14 protein-coding genes and 1 tRNA gene are annotated in these 15,427 nt (G+C 61.9%); 5 read left to right on the forward strand and 10 right to left on the reverse strand.

Going from position 1 to position 15,427, the window contains the following annotated elements:
• Window positions 1-5 precede the first annotated feature (5 nt).
• Entirely contained in the window at window positions 6-803 is a 798-nt protein-coding gene (locus tag QMG79_RS13490; protein WP_283539100.1) for a metal ABC transporter ATP-binding protein, read from the forward strand.
• On the forward strand, window positions 804-1,694 hold the full coding sequence (locus tag QMG79_RS13495) for a metal ABC transporter permease (RefSeq protein WP_283539101.1): 891 nt from the start codon (window positions 804-806) through the stop codon (window positions 1,692-1,694).
• A gap of 38 nt (window positions 1,695-1,732) precedes the next feature.
• On the opposite strand, the gene QMG79_RS13500 is transcribed toward QMG79_RS13495, so the two are convergent.
• Window positions 1,733-2,197, reverse strand: coding sequence for a Fur family transcriptional regulator (locus tag QMG79_RS13500; protein WP_283539270.1), 465 nt, complete (start codon window positions 2,195-2,197; stop codon window positions 1,733-1,735).
• A 94-nt stretch (window positions 2,198-2,291) separates the two neighbouring features.
• On the opposite strand from QMG79_RS13500, the gene QMG79_RS13505 reads away from it, so the two are divergent.
• A complete protein-coding gene (locus QMG79_RS13505) occupies window positions 2,292-2,948 on the forward strand; it encodes an MBL fold metallo-hydrolase (RefSeq protein ID WP_283539102.1) in 657 nt (218 codons plus the stop codon).
• A 2-nt stretch (window positions 2,949-2,950) separates the two neighbouring features.
• On the opposite strand, the gene QMG79_RS13510 is transcribed toward QMG79_RS13505, so the two are convergent.
• Window positions 2,951-4,042, reverse strand: coding sequence for a PLP-dependent cysteine synthase family protein (locus QMG79_RS13510; RefSeq protein WP_283539271.1), 1,092 nt, complete (start codon window positions 4,040-4,042; stop codon window positions 2,951-2,953).
• 106 nt (window positions 4,043-4,148) lie between these two features.
• Here QMG79_RS13510 and QMG79_RS13515 point away from each other — a divergent pair, with 106 nt between their 5' ends.
• Together QMG79_RS13515 and QMG79_RS13520 are read left to right on the forward strand one after the other, a co-directional pair.
• Window positions 4,149-4,985: a sulfurtransferase gene (locus QMG79_RS13515; protein WP_283539272.1), complete on the forward strand. Its 837-nt coding sequence runs from the start codon at window positions 4,149-4,151 to the stop codon at window positions 4,983-4,985.
• Window positions 4,986-5,094: 109 nt separating this feature from the next.
• Window positions 5,095-5,523 carry an HIT family protein gene (locus tag QMG79_RS13520; protein ID WP_283539103.1) on the forward strand — a complete coding sequence of 143 codons (429 nt, stop codon included), beginning with the start codon at window positions 5,095-5,097 and terminating at the stop codon, window positions 5,521-5,523.
• 163 nt (window positions 5,524-5,686) lie between these two features.
• Here the strand turns inward: QMG79_RS13520 and hrpA are convergent, their stop codons facing one another.
• The 8 genes from hrpA to QMG79_RS13560 form a co-directional block, all read right to left on the reverse strand.
• Entirely contained in the window at window positions 5,687-9,793 is a 4,107-nt protein-coding gene (gene hrpA / locus QMG79_RS13525; protein WP_283539104.1) for an ATP-dependent RNA helicase HrpA, read from the reverse strand.
• 261 nt (window positions 9,794-10,054) lie between these two features.
• Entirely contained in the window at window positions 10,055-10,381 is a 327-nt protein-coding gene (locus tag QMG79_RS13530) for a protealysin inhibitor emfourin (protein ID WP_283539105.1), read from the reverse strand.
• Window positions 10,382-10,438: 57 nt separating this feature from the next.
• Window positions 10,439-11,497: a M4 family metallopeptidase gene (locus QMG79_RS13535; protein WP_283539106.1), complete on the reverse strand. Its 1,059-nt coding sequence runs from the start codon at window positions 11,495-11,497 to the stop codon at window positions 10,439-10,441.
• A gap of 109 nt (window positions 11,498-11,606) precedes the next feature.
• Entirely contained in the window at window positions 11,607-12,215 is a 609-nt protein-coding gene (locus QMG79_RS13540) for a DM13 domain-containing protein (protein ID WP_283539107.1), read from the reverse strand.
• An 84-nt stretch (window positions 12,216-12,299) separates the two neighbouring features.
• Window positions 12,300-12,375, reverse strand: a tRNA-Arg gene (locus tag QMG79_RS13545).
• A 78-nt stretch (window positions 12,376-12,453) separates the two neighbouring features.
• Window positions 12,454-14,010: an FAD-dependent oxidoreductase gene (locus tag QMG79_RS13550; protein WP_283539108.1), complete on the reverse strand. Its 1,557-nt coding sequence runs from the start codon at window positions 14,008-14,010 to the stop codon at window positions 12,454-12,456.
• On the reverse strand, window positions 14,007-14,879 hold the full coding sequence (locus tag QMG79_RS13555) for an FAD:protein FMN transferase (RefSeq protein ID WP_283539109.1): 873 nt from the start codon (window positions 14,877-14,879) through the stop codon (window positions 14,007-14,009). Before QMG79_RS13555 ends, QMG79_RS13550 begins: the two co-directional genes overlap by 4 nt.
• A 5-nt stretch (window positions 14,880-14,884) precedes the next feature.
• Window positions 14,885-15,367, reverse strand: coding sequence for an FMN-binding protein (locus QMG79_RS13560; RefSeq protein WP_283539110.1), 483 nt, complete (start codon window positions 15,365-15,367; stop codon window positions 14,885-14,887).
• Between the last annotated feature and the right edge of the window lie 60 nt (window positions 15,368-15,427).

A 15,427-nucleotide genomic window follows, 5' to 3' on the forward strand; every position in this document is an offset into this window, starting at 1 on the left:
CAGCGGTGAGTCTTCGCGGGGCATCCCTCTCGTTCGGGGCCCGGACACTGTGGGATGATCTGGACCTCGACATCGCTCCAGGAGAGTTTTTCGCGGTCCTAGGGCCGAACGGGAGTGGAAAGACCAGCTTCCTGAAGGTCCTTTTGGGCCTGCAGGAGCTCACCACCGGGACTGCCCAGCTCGGTGGGGAGGCCGTACGGCGGGGTAGCAACAGGATTGGCTATATTCCCCAGCAGAAGTCCTTCTCGCCAGATACTCCGCTGCGTGCCCGGGACCTGGTGGCGTTAGGGGTTGATGGTCACCGCTGGGGGATCCGGCTTCATCCTCGAGCGGTGAATCGCCAGGTAGATGAACTTCTCGCCGAAGTTGGCGCCACGGACTATGCGGATGTTCCCGTGGGCCTGCTCTCCGGTGGAGAGCAGCAACGGCTACGTGTGGCCCAGGCCCTGGCAACCACACCGGAAGTCTTGCTGTGTGATGAACCCTTGCTGTCCCTGGACCTGCATCACCAGCAGGAAGTCAGTTCCCTCATCAACGTCCAGTGTCGCGAGCGGGACAGCGCAGTTGTTTTTGTCACCCACGAGATCAACCCCATCATGGACTATGTTGACCGTGTGCTCTACCTTGCCGGGGGTCGTTTCCGGGTGGGTACCCCTGCGGAGGTCATGACCACAGAAGTCCTGTCCGACCTGTACGGAACCAGGGTTGAAGTCATCCATGCCAACGGCAGGATTGTCGTGGTGGGGCTTCCCGACGCCGCCACCCATCAGCATCCAGAGCCCCATGCCGACGAGGTGCCCTGAATGAATTTCAGTGACGTATTTTCCTCGATTTTCAGCTTCGAGAACTACGGCGAGCTCCTGGCGTTGGTCCAGAACTCCATCTGGGCCGGAGCTGTCCTGGGACTACTCGGTGGGCTGGTGGGTACTTTTGTCATGAAACGGGATCTGGCGTTCGCCGTACACGGCATTTCGGAGCTGTCTTTCGCGGGGGCGTCCTTTGCCCTGCTGATCGGTGCGGATATTGTGTTTGGCTCCCTGGTGGGCTCCGTTGCTGCAGCCTTGCTGTTGGGCCTCATGGGGGTCCGGGCGCGAGACAAAAATTCAATCATCGGCGTGATCATGCCTTTTGGGCTGGGCCTTGGAATCCTTTTTCTTTCCCTTTACGAGGGGCGCGCAGCCAATAAGTTTGGCCTCCTGACCGGCCAGATCGTTTCCGTTGATACTGTCCAGCTGCAGGCTCTTGCGGGCACTGCCGTGGTGGTCATGGTGGCGCTTGTGGCCATCTGGCGGCCCCTGAGCTTTGGCAGTATCGATCCTGAGTTGGCGGAAGCAAGGGGCGTGCCCGTGCGCGCACTGTCCATTGCCTTCATGGTGCTGCTCGGTGTCAGCGTCGCCCTGTCCATCCAGGTGGTGGGTGCCCTGCTTGTCCTGGCGCTGCTCATTACTCCTGCGGCCGCTGCGCTTCGCGTTACCTCAGCGCCGTGGGCAGTTGTCCTCCTGAGCGTTATTTTTGCCATGACGGCAACCGTGGGCGGGATCCTGCTTGCTCTAGGTGGCCGCATTCCCATCAGCCCCTACGTGACCACGCTGTCATTCTTAATCTACGTGGTGTGCCGCATCATTGGCGGAGTTCGCAGCCGAGGCGGCAATGGGCGGATCGTTGGGGCCCATGCCACAGCCGTGAAATCCTGAGCGTCGGGGCCTGAACAAAGAGGTTGGGGAGTCTCAGACTAGAGATTGCCGGCGGCTCGAAGGGCAGAACACTCCGGGCAGAGCCCAAAGATTTCAACAGTGTGTGCAACCTCTGTGTATCCGTGTTCGGCGGCGATCCTCGATGCCCACGTTTCGACAGCAGGAGCCTCGACCTCAACTGCCTTCCCGCAGTTCCGGCACAGGAGGTGGTGGTGATGCCCAGTGACTGCGCAGCGCCTGTAGACGGCTTCACCGTCGCCATTTCGCAACACGTCCACCTGGCCGTCATCCGCCATGGACTGAAGAATGCGGTAGGCAGTGGCAAGTGAAACCGATGTGCCCTGGTTTTGCAGGAGCCGGTACAGTTCCTGCGTACTCACAAAATCATCGAGGCTGTCCAGCGCTGCACTGACGGCACGACGCTGCTTGGTCACCCGCTGTTCTTTTCCTGCCGGGGCAAGTTCGGTGATCGCGGAACCGTCATTCGTCGTGCCGTGGGGCATGGACTGACCTGCTTCCTGCTGGTGGATGGCAAGGTCCAAGATTACCAGCAGCGCCTGCGTGGACACCCCATCAGAGTCGGCCTAGGCTGGTGTGATGAAGCTGACGAAATTCGCCCACGCCTGTGTTCGCCTCGAGCGTGATGGAAAAGTCCTGGTTCTTGACCCGGGTACGTTTTCCGAGGCGGGCAAGGCCCTGACGGGGGCCGACGCCGTTCTCATCACGCATGAACATGCAGACCACTTGGACATCCCGGCAGTCGTGGCTGCGTTGATGGCCAACCCTGCCCTGTTCGTGCATGCGCCAGCTGCAGTTGCAGTAAACCTGCGCAGTCAGGCGCCGGACGCTGAAGCCAGGATCATTGACGCCACCCCCGGCAGCACATTCGAGGCGGCGGGATTCGCCGTTCGTTGTTTTGGTGGCCAGCACGCACTCATTCATCCGCAGGTTCCGCTGGTGGCCAACATTGGATATTTGGTGGACGGCAGGCTCTACCACCCTGGCGACAGCTTTGTTGTTCCGGACGGGGTCACGGTCCAGGCCTTATTGCTTCCCATTCACGCTCCGTGGAGCAAGTCAGCGGACGTCATTGATTTCATGATCAGCGTCGGCGCTCCCAAAGCGTTCCAGATCCATGATGCGCTCCTCAGCGACGTCGGCGTCACAGTAGTGGAAAGCCACCTCAAATCCATGGGTGCCCGCTATGGGACCGAATATACCCACCTTGCCACGGGGGACAGCGTCGAGATCTAAGGTCAGCGCCAGGTACCCGTGCTGAAGAAATCCGCAATCTGGGCCTCATAGGGGAGCGGATTCAGGGATCGTTCAGACAGCCAGTCGTCGTTGTAGTAGCTGCCCTTGTATCGGTCTCCGCTGTCGCACATGAGGGACACAATGCTGCCGCGCTGGCCCTTGCCCACCATGTCCGCAACAAGGTGCCAGACGCCCCAGAGATTGGTTCCGGTGGACGGGCCCGCGTGCAGGTTCATGAGCGTGTAGAGATGGCGCATGGCCGCAATTGAGGCAGCGTCAGGTACTTGGATCATGGTGTCGATGACCGAGGGAACAAAGCTGGGCTCCATCCTGGGCCGGCCGATCCCTTCGATCCGTGACGGTTGCCCGGTGGCGGCCATGGACCCGCCATCGAGCCAGCCAGGATAGAAAGCTGAATTCTCCGGATCCACTACCGCCAACCGTGTGGAGTAGCAGTTGTAGCGGAGATAGCGGCCTATTGTGGCGCTTGTCCCGCCCGTGCCCGCGCCCACCACGATCCACTCGGGAACAGGGTGTTCCTCAAGCGCCAACTGCTCAAAGATCGATTCAGCAATATTGTTGTTTCCCCGCCAGTCTGTGGCGCGCTCTGCGTAGGTGAACTGGTCCATATAGTGGCCTCCGCTGCTGGCCGCGGCGCCTTCCGCTGCCGCGTAGACATCCGAGGCATGCTCCACCAGGAGGCAGGAACCGCCGAACTGCTCTATCAGGGCGATTTTTTCCGGGCTGGTGCTCTTGGCCATGACAGCAATGAAGGGCAGGCCCAGGAGCTGAGCGAAGTAGGCCTCAGACACAGCCGTGCTGCCGCTGGATGCCTCCACGACGGTGGTGCCCTCGTGAATCCAGCCGTTGACCAGGCCGAAGAGGAAAAGTGACCGGGCAAGGCGATGTTTAAGGCTGCCGGAACGGTGCGTCGATTCATCTTTGAGGTAGAGCTGGACCCCCCACTGTTCAGGCAGCGGAACAGAGTACAGATGGGTGTCAGCCGACCTGTTATTTTCCGCCTGGACTGTCCTAATGGCCCGTTGGACCCACTGGCGCTGCTGACTTGTCCGGCTGCCGCCGTCGGGCTCGATGATCACCTGGCAAGCCTACCGGCGGTGTCCTTCATGAGCGTTGTCCAGGCCGCTAAGGTGGGAGGTGATCGGCCAGAATGGCCGCAGTGTCTCGAAGGGAATCGGCGTGGGACCCCTTATCAATGCACATACCCTGCAGGCTCGACTGCAGGCAGGTAAGCGCACGGTCATCCTCGATGTTCGTTGGTCCCTGGGCGATCCCCATGGCCTGGTTCATTTTAAGGCGGGCCATCTCCCCGGTGCCGTTTTTGTGGATCTTGCTGCCGATCTTGCCGGGCCGCATCAGCCATTGCAGGGCCGACACCCGCTTCCATCGGCTGGTGCCTTCCAGGATGCCGCCCGCCGGTGGGGCATCCGCACCGGTGATCGTGTGGTCGCTTACGACGATTCAGGGAACCTGGCGGCAGCACGGCTCTGGTGGATGCTTCGTGATGCAGGTGTCCATGTGCACCTGCTCGACGGCGGACTGGCTGCCTGGCGTGCGGCCGGACTGCCGCTGGAAATGGGGACAGTGCTCGCCGAACCTGGAGATATCCTCCTCGGCTCTGGCCTGATGCCAGTGATTGACGCCGACGCTACTGCTGGGTTTTCGATGTCGGGGATGCTGTTGGACGCCCGGGCGGGGGAGCGGTATCGGGGTGAGGTTGAACCCCTCGATCCGCGAGCCGGGCATATCCCCGGGGCAGTCAGCGCACCGACCTCCGAGAACATTGGTCCGGATGGACTATTCCTGAGCGCCAGTGAGTTGCGTGAACGGTTTGCGGAGATGGGGATCACCGAGGAGGCTTCGGTGGCTGTCTACTGCGGTTCTGGGGTCACTGCGGCCCATCAGATAGCAGCCCTTGAAGTGGCAGGCATCAGTGCAGCACTGTTTCCCGGTTCCTTCAGCGCCTGGTCAAGTGATCCCGAGCGTCTGGTGGCTACTGGGCCAACACCACGGTAGCGTCGAAGACATGACACCCGGACGACCTTCGCCGCCGCCCCATGGGCAGCGCATTACACCCGTAAACAACCATTCTGTGGCGGACCCGGCCATGGTGAAAGGCGAGTACGTGAGCACTCTTTTCACAAAAATCCTCAACGGGGAGATCCCCGGCCGTTTTGTGTGGCGGGAAGCAGACATAGCTGCATTCCTGACAACGGGACCGCTGGCCGACGGGCACACCCTGGTGGTCCCCACAGAAGAGGTGGACAAGTGGACGGACGCCAGTCCGGAGACACTCGCACGGCTCATATCAGTGGCCCAGCGAATCGGCCAGGCCCAGGTGGATGTCTTTGCGGCGTCGCGTGCCGGTCTGATTATTGCCGGGTACGAGATCAATCATCTCCATGTCCATGTATGGCCGTCGATGTCCATGGCGGACTTTGATTTTGCGGCTGCTGACCAGAACCCCGATTCGGCAGTCCTGGACGCCAATGCGCAGCGGTTGCGCGCCGGACTCCGCAGGGCTGGGCATGGTGAATTTGTCCCAGCAGGCTGAGGCACAGATGGGGTTGGGACGGAACGACACCGGGCGCAGGTTGTTGGTCCCGTTCTTTCACCCTGCCTGTCTGCCAACCAGCCAACCCGTTTGGTTGATTGGCAGACAGGCTACCCGCCGGGGGGTGAACGTCGAGCTCCGCGTTTTGTGTTCTGGTGGCGGCTCAGCCCGGTGCCAACGCCTTGTGCAGCGCTGCCCGGATCCGCTTCTCCGACACGGAGTACGCCGTACCAAGTTCAACGGCGAAAAGACTGACCCGCAGTTCCTCGATCATCCACCTGACATCGCGCAGTCCCGTTGCTGAGCGACGGGCAGGCGGGAGTGCTGCCGTAGCGTCGTCATAGTCGTCTTCCAGACGTTGGATGATGGCCATGTTTTGCGCATCCCGCTGGACGTTGGTGGGGAGCTTTTCGAGCCGTTTTTCAATGGCCGCGAGATAACGCGGCACCTGGCTCAGCTGCCGGTATCCGGTGCGTGCCACGAATCCGGGGTAGACAAGCTGCTCCATTTGGCTTCGGATGTCGTTCACGGCACTGATCAGGGCAAGGCTGGACGTGCCCTTGAGCGCCCGGTCAATTCTTCGGGTTGCGGAGAGGACTTTTTCGACGATGGCGGTGACGGTAAAGACGGTGTCGATGAGCTCCGCTCGGACCTGGTCGTAGAGCGCATCAAAGGAAACTTTGTCCCAAGGCAGTTCCGTGGGTGTCAGTTTGTCCACTGCAGCGAGGGAACAGTCAGCGATCAGCGCGGTGACCAGCCCATGGGGATTCTGGCTGAATGTGAGTTTTTCGGTATTGTTCAGGTGCTCCAGGACATATCTGTCAGGTGCAGGAAGCCTCAGGGCCAAAAGACGGATGACACCAGCCCGCATGTGTTCCTGCTGTTCGCCAGGGGACTGAAACACGCGAAGCGCGACGCTTGTTCCTTCATCCACCAGGGCGGGGTGGCCCGTCACGGTGTGGCCGGCGACCAGATTGCTTACGGACCGCTGCAGGGTTCCGAACGACCATTCGGTGAGTCCACTCTGCTCCGCAAAGCCTGCTGCCCGCAGGCTGGGTCCGCCAGCCTGCCCTGACGGCAGGGGGGCAGTGGTTGATCCGGAAGTGGTTTTTCCGGCCGGGTTTTTTCTGGCCGGATCATTGCCACCGTTGATTCGGGAAGGCCCTGTGGTAGCGGGAGTCGCTCCGAGGGATTCCGCGATGGCGCGCCGGGTTGCCGGTGCCAGGTTTGCCTGCAGGGCGGCGAGGTCCTTTCCTTCTTCAAGGACTTTTCCGGCCGTGTCCACTACTGCGAAGCTGACCCGAAGGTGCGCGGGCACTGCCTCCCAGTTCCACGAGCCTGGTGGAACGACCTGTCCACGCAGGCGCCGCAGCGCAAGTTCTAGCGAAGGCTCTAGGGCATCGGTGCCTGGATCAAAATCGGTCTCCAGAAGGTGCACAGCCTGGCGGGCGACATCGGGTGCGGGCACAAAATTCTTACGGATGGCCTTGGGCAGTGACTTGATCAGGGAAGTGACAAGTTCTACCCGCTGGCCGGGAATGAGCCAGCGGAAGGCTGCGTCGTCGAGCTGGTTCAGGAAAAGAACTGGCACTTCTGCGGTGACGCCATCGGAGGGGTTGGGCGGGGATCCGGGCGCGACGGGGTGGAACTCATAGCTCAGTGGCAGCTCGAAGCCCTTGTGCAGCCAAACCTTGGGATACGCGGCGTCGTCGAGGTCATTGGCGGTTTCGTTCAGAAGCAGGGAGGCATCAAAGTCGAGCAGGTCAGGGCGCTCCTGGCGGGTAGCTTTCCACCAGGAATCGAAGTGCCTGCCGCTGACCACGTCGGGGCTGATACGTGCATCGTAGAAGTCGAAGAGCGTTTCGTCATCAACCATGAGGTCACGCCGACGCATGCGGGCCTCAAGTTCCTCAACCTCGGTGAGCAGGCTGCGGTTGCGGTGGAAGAACTTGTGGTGGGTTTTCCAGTCACCCTCCACCAGCGCGTTTCGGATGAAGAGCTCACGGGCGAGGACGGGGTCCACCCTGGAGTAGTTGATCCTGCGCTGGGCAATGATTGGAACGCCGTAGAGCGTGACTTTTTCGTATGCCATGACGGCTGCTTGGCGGCTGGACCAATGCGGCTCGCTGTACGTGTGCTTGACCAGCCCGGGCGCCACCTGTTCCGCCCAGACGGGATCAAACTTCGCTGCAACGCGTGCCCAGAGCCGGCTCGTTTCCACCAGTTCGGCAGCCATTACAAACGTGGGTGACTTCTTGAACAGCGCGGAACCCGGGAAGATGGCGAATCTGCTGCCCCGTGCGCCAGCGTACTCACGTTTGCGTTCATCCAGGATACCGATGTGGCTCAGGAGCCCGGAGAGCAGGCTGATATGGATGCCGTCATGGTTGCCCACCGGATCGACGCGGCGGCTGTTGTCCAAGGAGAAGCCGAGCGGCCGGGCGATCTGACGCAGTTGGGAGTAGAGGTCCTGCCACTCCCGTACCCGAAGGTAGTTGATGAACTCGTTGCGGCACAGTCTGCGGAACTGGGTGGAGGAGAGCTCTTCCTGTTTCTCCTGCAGGTAGTTCCACAAGTTCAGGAAGCCAGTGAAATCGGAGTTCTCGTCCTTGAATCGGGCGTGTTTCTCAGCGGCCTGCTGTTGCTTGCCCGCGTTGTCTCCGGTGGGGCGTTCACGGGGGTCCTGGATGGTCAAGGCCGCTGCAAGGACCATGACTTCGCGGACACAGCCGCGTTGTCCGGCTTCTACTATCATCCGTCCAAGTCGGGGATCCACCGGCAGTTGCGCCAGCTGATGCCCGACGGCGGTCAGGCCACTGCCGGGTTTCGGTCCCCGTGGGGACCGCTCGCTGCTGCCTCTTCCACGGCCGCGGTGGGCGCCCCTGCCGCTACTCCCGCTACCCGGACGACCGCTGTCCGATGGGGCTGACGGCTCCTGCGGCTCACCGTCGTTCTCAGATGGTGCTGCCAGAGCGCCGAGTTCGCGCAGGAGGGTGACGCCATCGTTGATGGCCCGTGATTCCGGCGGCTCCACAAACGGGAACTTCTCGACGTCCTTGGGGCCGCGCGCAACACCCATGGCCGTCATCTGCAGGATGACGGCCGCCAGGTTGGTCCGCAGGATTTCCGGATCGGTAAAGGGCGGCCGGGATGCAAAATCCTCTTCGGAGTATAGCCGAATGGCAATACCATCCGACACGCGGCCGCAACGGCCGGAGCGCTGACTGGCAGACGCCTGCGAGACACGCTCGATCGGCAGCCGCTGGACCTTGGTGCGATGCGAATACCTGGAGATGCGGGCTGTTCCGGTGTCGATGACGTATTTGATCCCTGGGACAGTCAGGGAGGTTTCTGCGACATTGGTTGCCAGCACAATGCGGCGCCTGGACCCAGGATTGAAGACCTGGTGCTGTTCCGCCAGGCTCAGCCTGGCGAAGAGCGGCAGGATTTCCGTGCCCGCGAGACGGCGGTTCGCCTGGATACGCGGTTTCAGGGCCTCGGCCGCGTCACGGATCTCTCGCTCGCCGGAGAAAAAGACCAGGATGTCGCCTGGTGCCTCGTTGGCGAGCTCGTCCACAGCGTCGCACACGGCGTCCAGTGGATCGCGCTCTTCTTCCAGGGCATCGTCGGAGGCGGAATCGTCATCGCCGCCATCGGAGGGAGCAGACAGCGGGCGGTAGCGAATCTCCACCGGGAATGTCCTGCCGGAGACCTCCACAATTGGTGCGGGTTCCTCGACGGTACCGAAGTGGTTGGCAAAACGCTGTGGATCGATGGTTGCTGAGGTAATAATGATCTTGAGATCCGGCCGCTGGGGCAGGATGCGTTTGAGGTAACCCAGAATGAAGTCGATGTTCAGGCTTCGTTCGTGAGCCTCGTCGATGATGATCACGCTGTACTTGCGGAGGAGTTTGTCCCGCTGGATTTCAGCAAGGAGGATGCCGTCGGTCATCAGCTTGATCAGTGTGGTGGGACCCGTCTCGCCAGTAAAGCGGACTTGGTAGCCAACTTCCTGGCCGAGGTCCACGCCCAACTCCGAGGCAATCCGCTCTGCAACAGTTCTGGCTGCAAGACGGCGGGGCTGGGTATGGCCGATCAGGCCCTTCTCTGCGAGGCCCAGCTCCAGGCACATCTTGGGGATCTGGGTGGTCTTTCCAGAACCCGTCTCGCCGGCAATGATGGTGACCTGGTGGGCAGCGATAGCGGCCATCAGGTCCTCGCGACGCTCGGAGACGGGAAGCTCTGCGGGATACGAAATATGCAATGTCATGGCTGATAGACAGTCTACTGCGAACCTGGGCCGGCCCTGGTGCCAGCAGTCCCAGCCGTAGCGCAGGATAGTGCTGGTGCGGCCCTCGACGTCAAGGGTGACCCCACGGGCACCTGTTGTGACGGTTGTTTCCGATAAGGAAGCATGCAGCCGGACCACCATCTGGTAACGGCAGGGCGAACTGGTGACGGAGTGCTGGACAAAGGCTGCCAGATCCGGTTCGGGTATTGTCGTCAGCGCCCGCACGGAGGCTCCGCTCGTTCAGGGGCGTTCATCCGCCCGGCGAGTGCCGGGACTTTCGTCCGCTGCCTCCTTGGCGGAGTCCACCAGTACACGCCACGGCCCCGTCACGTCCTGTTCCGGGAGCGCGGCCCGGTGCGCTCCGGCCCGGATGGCGTACATGAAGCGGTCGGCCTGGCCGCTGTCGCGGCTCTTGGCTGCATCGCGGAGGGTGTTCGGAACGGCGTCCCACGGGCAGGCCTCTACCAGGGGATCCCACTGGTTCCGGGCGGTGGTGGTCCGGGCCGTGACGGTCCACACCTTGGTGATGGCGGCGAATCCACCGTGCCGTTCGACTGTGATCTTCATGGACGTTTCCTGACGCGGTGCCTATTGGCCCGGTCAGTGACAGGGCCCGTGGCCGGTTTAGAGCTTCACCTTCACAGTGTCCCATGCGTTTTTGACGGCGTCATGCTCCGTAGAGTCTGCCCCATAGAGGGCTATCGCGGAAGCCGACGTAGCCCTGGCAAATACACTGAATGTTGCCGTCTCTGGAAGTGAGCCACCCGTGAGGGTGTGGTACCAGATCCTGCCCGGTGCTTCCCATGCGTGGCCACCAACAGCTGTGGCTACAAGATAGAAGGCTCGGTTGGGAATGCCTGAGTTTATATGGACTCCGCCGTTGTCTGCGCTTGTCCTGACGTAAGTGTCCATGGAGTCCGGCTGTGGATCCTTTCCCAGGACATCGTCGTCGTACGCGGTGCCGGGGGCACTCATGGATCGGAGTGCTGCGCCCTGCACCTGGTCAGTGAAGAGTCCCTGGCCGATAAGCCAGCTGGCCTGAGCGGCGGACTGCCCGCTGCTGTACTGCTCCACCAACGCGCCGAAAACATCTGACATGGATTCATTGAGGGCACCTGCCTGGTTGCGGTAGGCAAGTGCCGCCGTGAACTGCGTCACACCGTGGGCCAGCTCGTGGCCGATGACACTCAGGGATTTCGTGAATCGCTGGAAAACCTCGCCGTCGCCGTCGCCGAAGACCATCTGGCTACCGTCCCAGAAAGCATTGTCATAGAGCCTGCCGAAGTGGACTGTGGCGTTCAGGGCCAGAGCGGCGTCATCGATGGAATTGCGCCCGTAGACATCTCCATAGAGGCGATGGGTATGGCCCAGGCCAGTGTAGGCCTCATCCACCGATAGGTCTCCGGCGGCTGGTGCGCCTTCCTGCCGGACCAGTGCCCCGGGCAACGTTTCGGCACCGGCGGCGTCAAAAATGGAACGCTGGGCCGGCGCAACGGCTCCTGTGGTAGCCGGAGCCCGCTGCGCTACCGGGGAAACGCCCGCAGCTGACGTGAGCCTGCCGGCCTGGACGCGTCGGAGGTGGCCCAGGGCCTCCTTGGCCGACTGCCTGGCAGCTTCCATGCGGGGTTCTTCCACGCGTGAGAGTCGTCGAAGAAGATATGGCGGAATGATGGAGCAATACATAGGAGGACTCCTTGCCTGCTGGCTGACGGACAATCTTCAGACTAGGCGCCGGAATTGCTGCTGTCCGTTGAATCGCGATTATTTCCGCTCCTCACGCGTCGCCCGCAACCTAGGGGCTGAGCGGAGCCGCCGCAAAGGAGACAGCAAATCGGGCGCACCAGATACTTACGGAGGAGAAGTCCGCAAGGTTGAGGCCAGGCGGGATGGGATAGTTCTGGTCGCCTCGATTCGCTTTGAGTGTCCCAAGATCCGCGTATGCTCCGTCATCGAAGACGCCCCAGCCAGCGGTCCCCTCAAGAACTGGCGCATCACTAAGCCACACCCGAAGGTCGGGGCCATCGGAGGTATCCAAGCCTTCAAGGCGCAAGACCCTGCTGCCGTCAGCGAGTTCCAGGATGCGCACCGCGCCCTTGCTGGGGTGCTCATGGCTGATGAAAGTCCCGGAGGAGAGAATACGGGGGCCCGCTTCAGCAGCGGGGGGCTGCGTCGGTGGCGCGGTGGTGCCGCCGGTGGGTGCCTGGGATGGTACCGAAGCTGGTGGCGCGATTGGAGACGCTGATGGCACGGTTGCAGCTGACGTGGGCAACGCTTCAGAGACAGTGGAACTGGTAAAGACCCTCCACGGCTGGAACAGGAAAAGCCCGACAGCCAGGGCAACAGCGATGCATGCCGCGACACTTCCGACAATGAACTTCTTCCTGCTACCCGTCGTTGCCATACCCCAACAACGCCCGGATCCCTGCCCAGGTTCCAGGAAACAAAAAATCCCCGCCAGTTCTTCTGAACTGGCGGGGATTTTCGGTGGTGCCCTCGATTGGAATCGAACCAACGACCTTCTGCTCCGGAGGCAGACGCTCTATCCCCTGAGCTACGAAGGCGGACGGGGTTCCTGTCGTTTCCGACGGGACGTCCTAGAGCTTAGCAGGAAGTGGGGGTGCAACGGAAAATACGTGCCGCTAGTATCCCGAAAAAACGTCTGAATGGACCTTTCTGGCGCCCGCGCGGCGGGCCGCAGCCTTCAGTGCCGACACACTGGCAGGGGATCCGGAGACGAAAACTGCCCGCTCGGAAACGTCTGGAACCAAGGTCTTCAGCACGTCCGAAGTTACCCGCGCACCCGCAGGCCCCACCACCGACGAGGCGTCTTCCATGAACTCCGGGGGTGTTGAGCGATCGGTCGTCAGGGCAATAATCCGTGCGCCGGTATTTCGGAGTTCTTCTCCGTAGCCGAGCTCCCCGGCGGTGCGGGCCAGATAGAGGACCACGTCATTGCTCCTTGCCGCCTTGTCAGCGAGCAGGTGCGAGATGAAGGGTGTGATCCCGATCCCCGTTGCTATCAGCAGACGTGGCCGCGTGGTGTCCTTTGGTGGCAGAAAGTCCCCACCGACTGCCGTGGCGGTAATGACATCCCCGGGCTCCAAGGCCAGCAGTGCCTGTTTTGCTGTTGAGACAGGGGCGGCAGTCTGGACACCGAAGGTCACCTGCCTCGAGGATGGGGCGCTGCTGACGCTGAACACCCGACGCCGGCCCTTTCCATCGGATTTTGCGTGTGGCAGATTCAGCTCCATGTACTGGCCCGGCGCAAACCTGACGGGACGGTGTGGCGTGAAAGTGAACTCGGTATTGCTGGGTGTTAGGGCGCGGGACCCTGCGAACTTCAGGCGGATGCCCCGGCGTTGTCCCACCATGAACGCCAGCACGTTCCCCAGGAGCAGCGCGGCTTCCGGAGTGTTGGCAATGAAGCCGAAGTTATAGGGAACGGCGAAAGCAACACCGACGACTGCGGCCACGCCGAGCTGCTGCCAACGACGGGGCGGGAGCGTCAGCGGCTCGGTCAGCATGAAGCCAACCAGAAACAACCCGGGCCGCTGGGCGAGGGCTTGCCAGAGTGAATCGCCGGGTCCCATCCCCGCCTGCGCGAGGTTGATCATGATGATGCCTGTGGACACCACAAGGAACACACCGGCAAGGAGCCACTTCCTGGTCCTGTACAAAACCACCAGCACCCCGGGAACCAGCAGCCACAGCATGGCAGGTGTCGCCGCCCACCAGGTTGCGATGTTCAGGCCGGTCAACCCAACAATAAAGATGCCCAGGGCGGCCGGATTGAAGATGTGCCTGCCATTCCAGGCCAGGGCATATTTGGAGGCGACAGCCAGCACGCAGGCGAGCGCGGTTCCGGTCATGTCCCGTATTTCCAGGGAAGGCCAGAACAGGAAGTAGATCAGCAGTCCAGTGATCAGGGAGGACTCCGAATGGGGACGGACGCTGAACATGAGGGCCAGAAGACGGTTGGCACCGTAGCTCAGTGCTAGGCAAAGAACGAGGTGGACCACCATCTCTGGCAGGCCGAACGTGAGCCACCCCAGGATGTTGAGGACCATGCTGAAAAGCGCCAGCACCCCGAGAACCAGAAGGATCAGGCGGTACATCGTGACCTTGCCCAGCACTGTATCAAGCCTGGAGAGCAGGGAGGGTGATGGAAGTGCGCCGGTTGCGGCAACGGAGCTCATGTGAAAAGTATCCCTTCAAAACCAGGCGAACGGATGGCTGTTCCATCTGCCAAGACAGTAACCCAGGTGAAGTCGAACTCCGCCTCAAGCGCGGCAGCGGGGACAAGGAAGAGGGCTGTTGCCAAGGCGTCGGCCAGCATGGCCGTCGGCGCCAGCGCCCAAGCAGCCACGACCGTGCGTACCGGGGCTCCGGTGGAACCGTCCAGGACATGGTGGAAACCATCGCCCCACACGCGTCTGTTGGACGCGGAAGCGCACAGGGCGCCCTTATGCAGTGGCACTGTGCCGATGGCCTGCCGGGGGTTGTACGGATGCTCGAGCCCTATGGTGGCAGGCCCCGTACCTGCAGCCAGGAGATCTCCGGAGGCATCGATCAGGAAGTCGGCCTGGCCTGCATCGCGGAGCAGTTCGCCCACCAGGTCCACGAGCAGTCCTTTTCCAGCGGCTCCCACGTCAAGGGTGACGGTGCGGGAGGTCGTCAGGGTACTTCCCTCCCATGACAGTGCGTCGTCCCACGCGGGTGGCGCCATGGGCGGGCCTGCAGGCTGCAGGGAGTATCCGGCGTCGTACCCAAGCTGCTCGAGGCTGGCACCGATCAGCGGCGTCATGGCACCTTCGGAAATGCGGTACAGCGTCCGGTACAACACCCCAAGGGCGGCGGCTTCCGGCGGAAACGAATACGTCCCGGGCCGGGTGGACATGGTGGTGACCTGGGAATCAGGCCGGAAACGGGACCACGCGGCGTCGAAATTCTCCACGCACTCCAGTACCTGCTCCTGGAGTGCGTGCGGCAACGGCTGCGGCGTGCTGATTTCCCACGATGTGCCGATTCCCGCGAAGCTGAAATCAGCCCAGTCGAGGTAGGGCATGGGAGTTAGCTTGCCTCAGACTTGATGGTGTCCACGGCGCTGTTGAACCCCCCGCTGGTCAGTGAGGAACCAGCGACTTTTGAGACCTTTATCTCATCGACGTTTTTCCCCACGACCTGGGCCGCAATACCGTCCGCAAATTCACCCTGGTACTTCTTGGTGTTGGGATTGGAAGGATGCTGCGTGATATTGACTGCTGTGACGACGTCAGCGGCGAGGGTCAACTCCACCCCTACCACTTCCTGCCCATTGGGTGAGTTGTAGTTTCCGTCCGCGCTGTAGGTTCCATCCTTGTAGGTGGTCGTTGCAGCCCCGCCAGGTGCGGCGCTGGAGGCGGCCGACGGTGCCGCTGCCGCGGCGGAACTTGCTGCAGGTGCAGGGGTTTCAGCGGTATCTGTGCTGGCTGACGGGGCGCAGCCAGCAACTGTACCGGCGAGGGACAGGCCGGCAATTCCGGCGAAGACAGTCTTGCGGATGGAAGCTCTCATGGGCTGGCTCGTTTCGTCTAGGGAAAGGGAATCGTTCTGACAACCACAACGAAGGAATAT

The organism is Pseudarthrobacter sp. PS3-L1 (assembly GCF_030063285.1).
Taxonomy (GTDB): domain Bacteria; phylum Actinomycetota; class Actinomycetes; order Actinomycetales; family Micrococcaceae; genus Arthrobacter.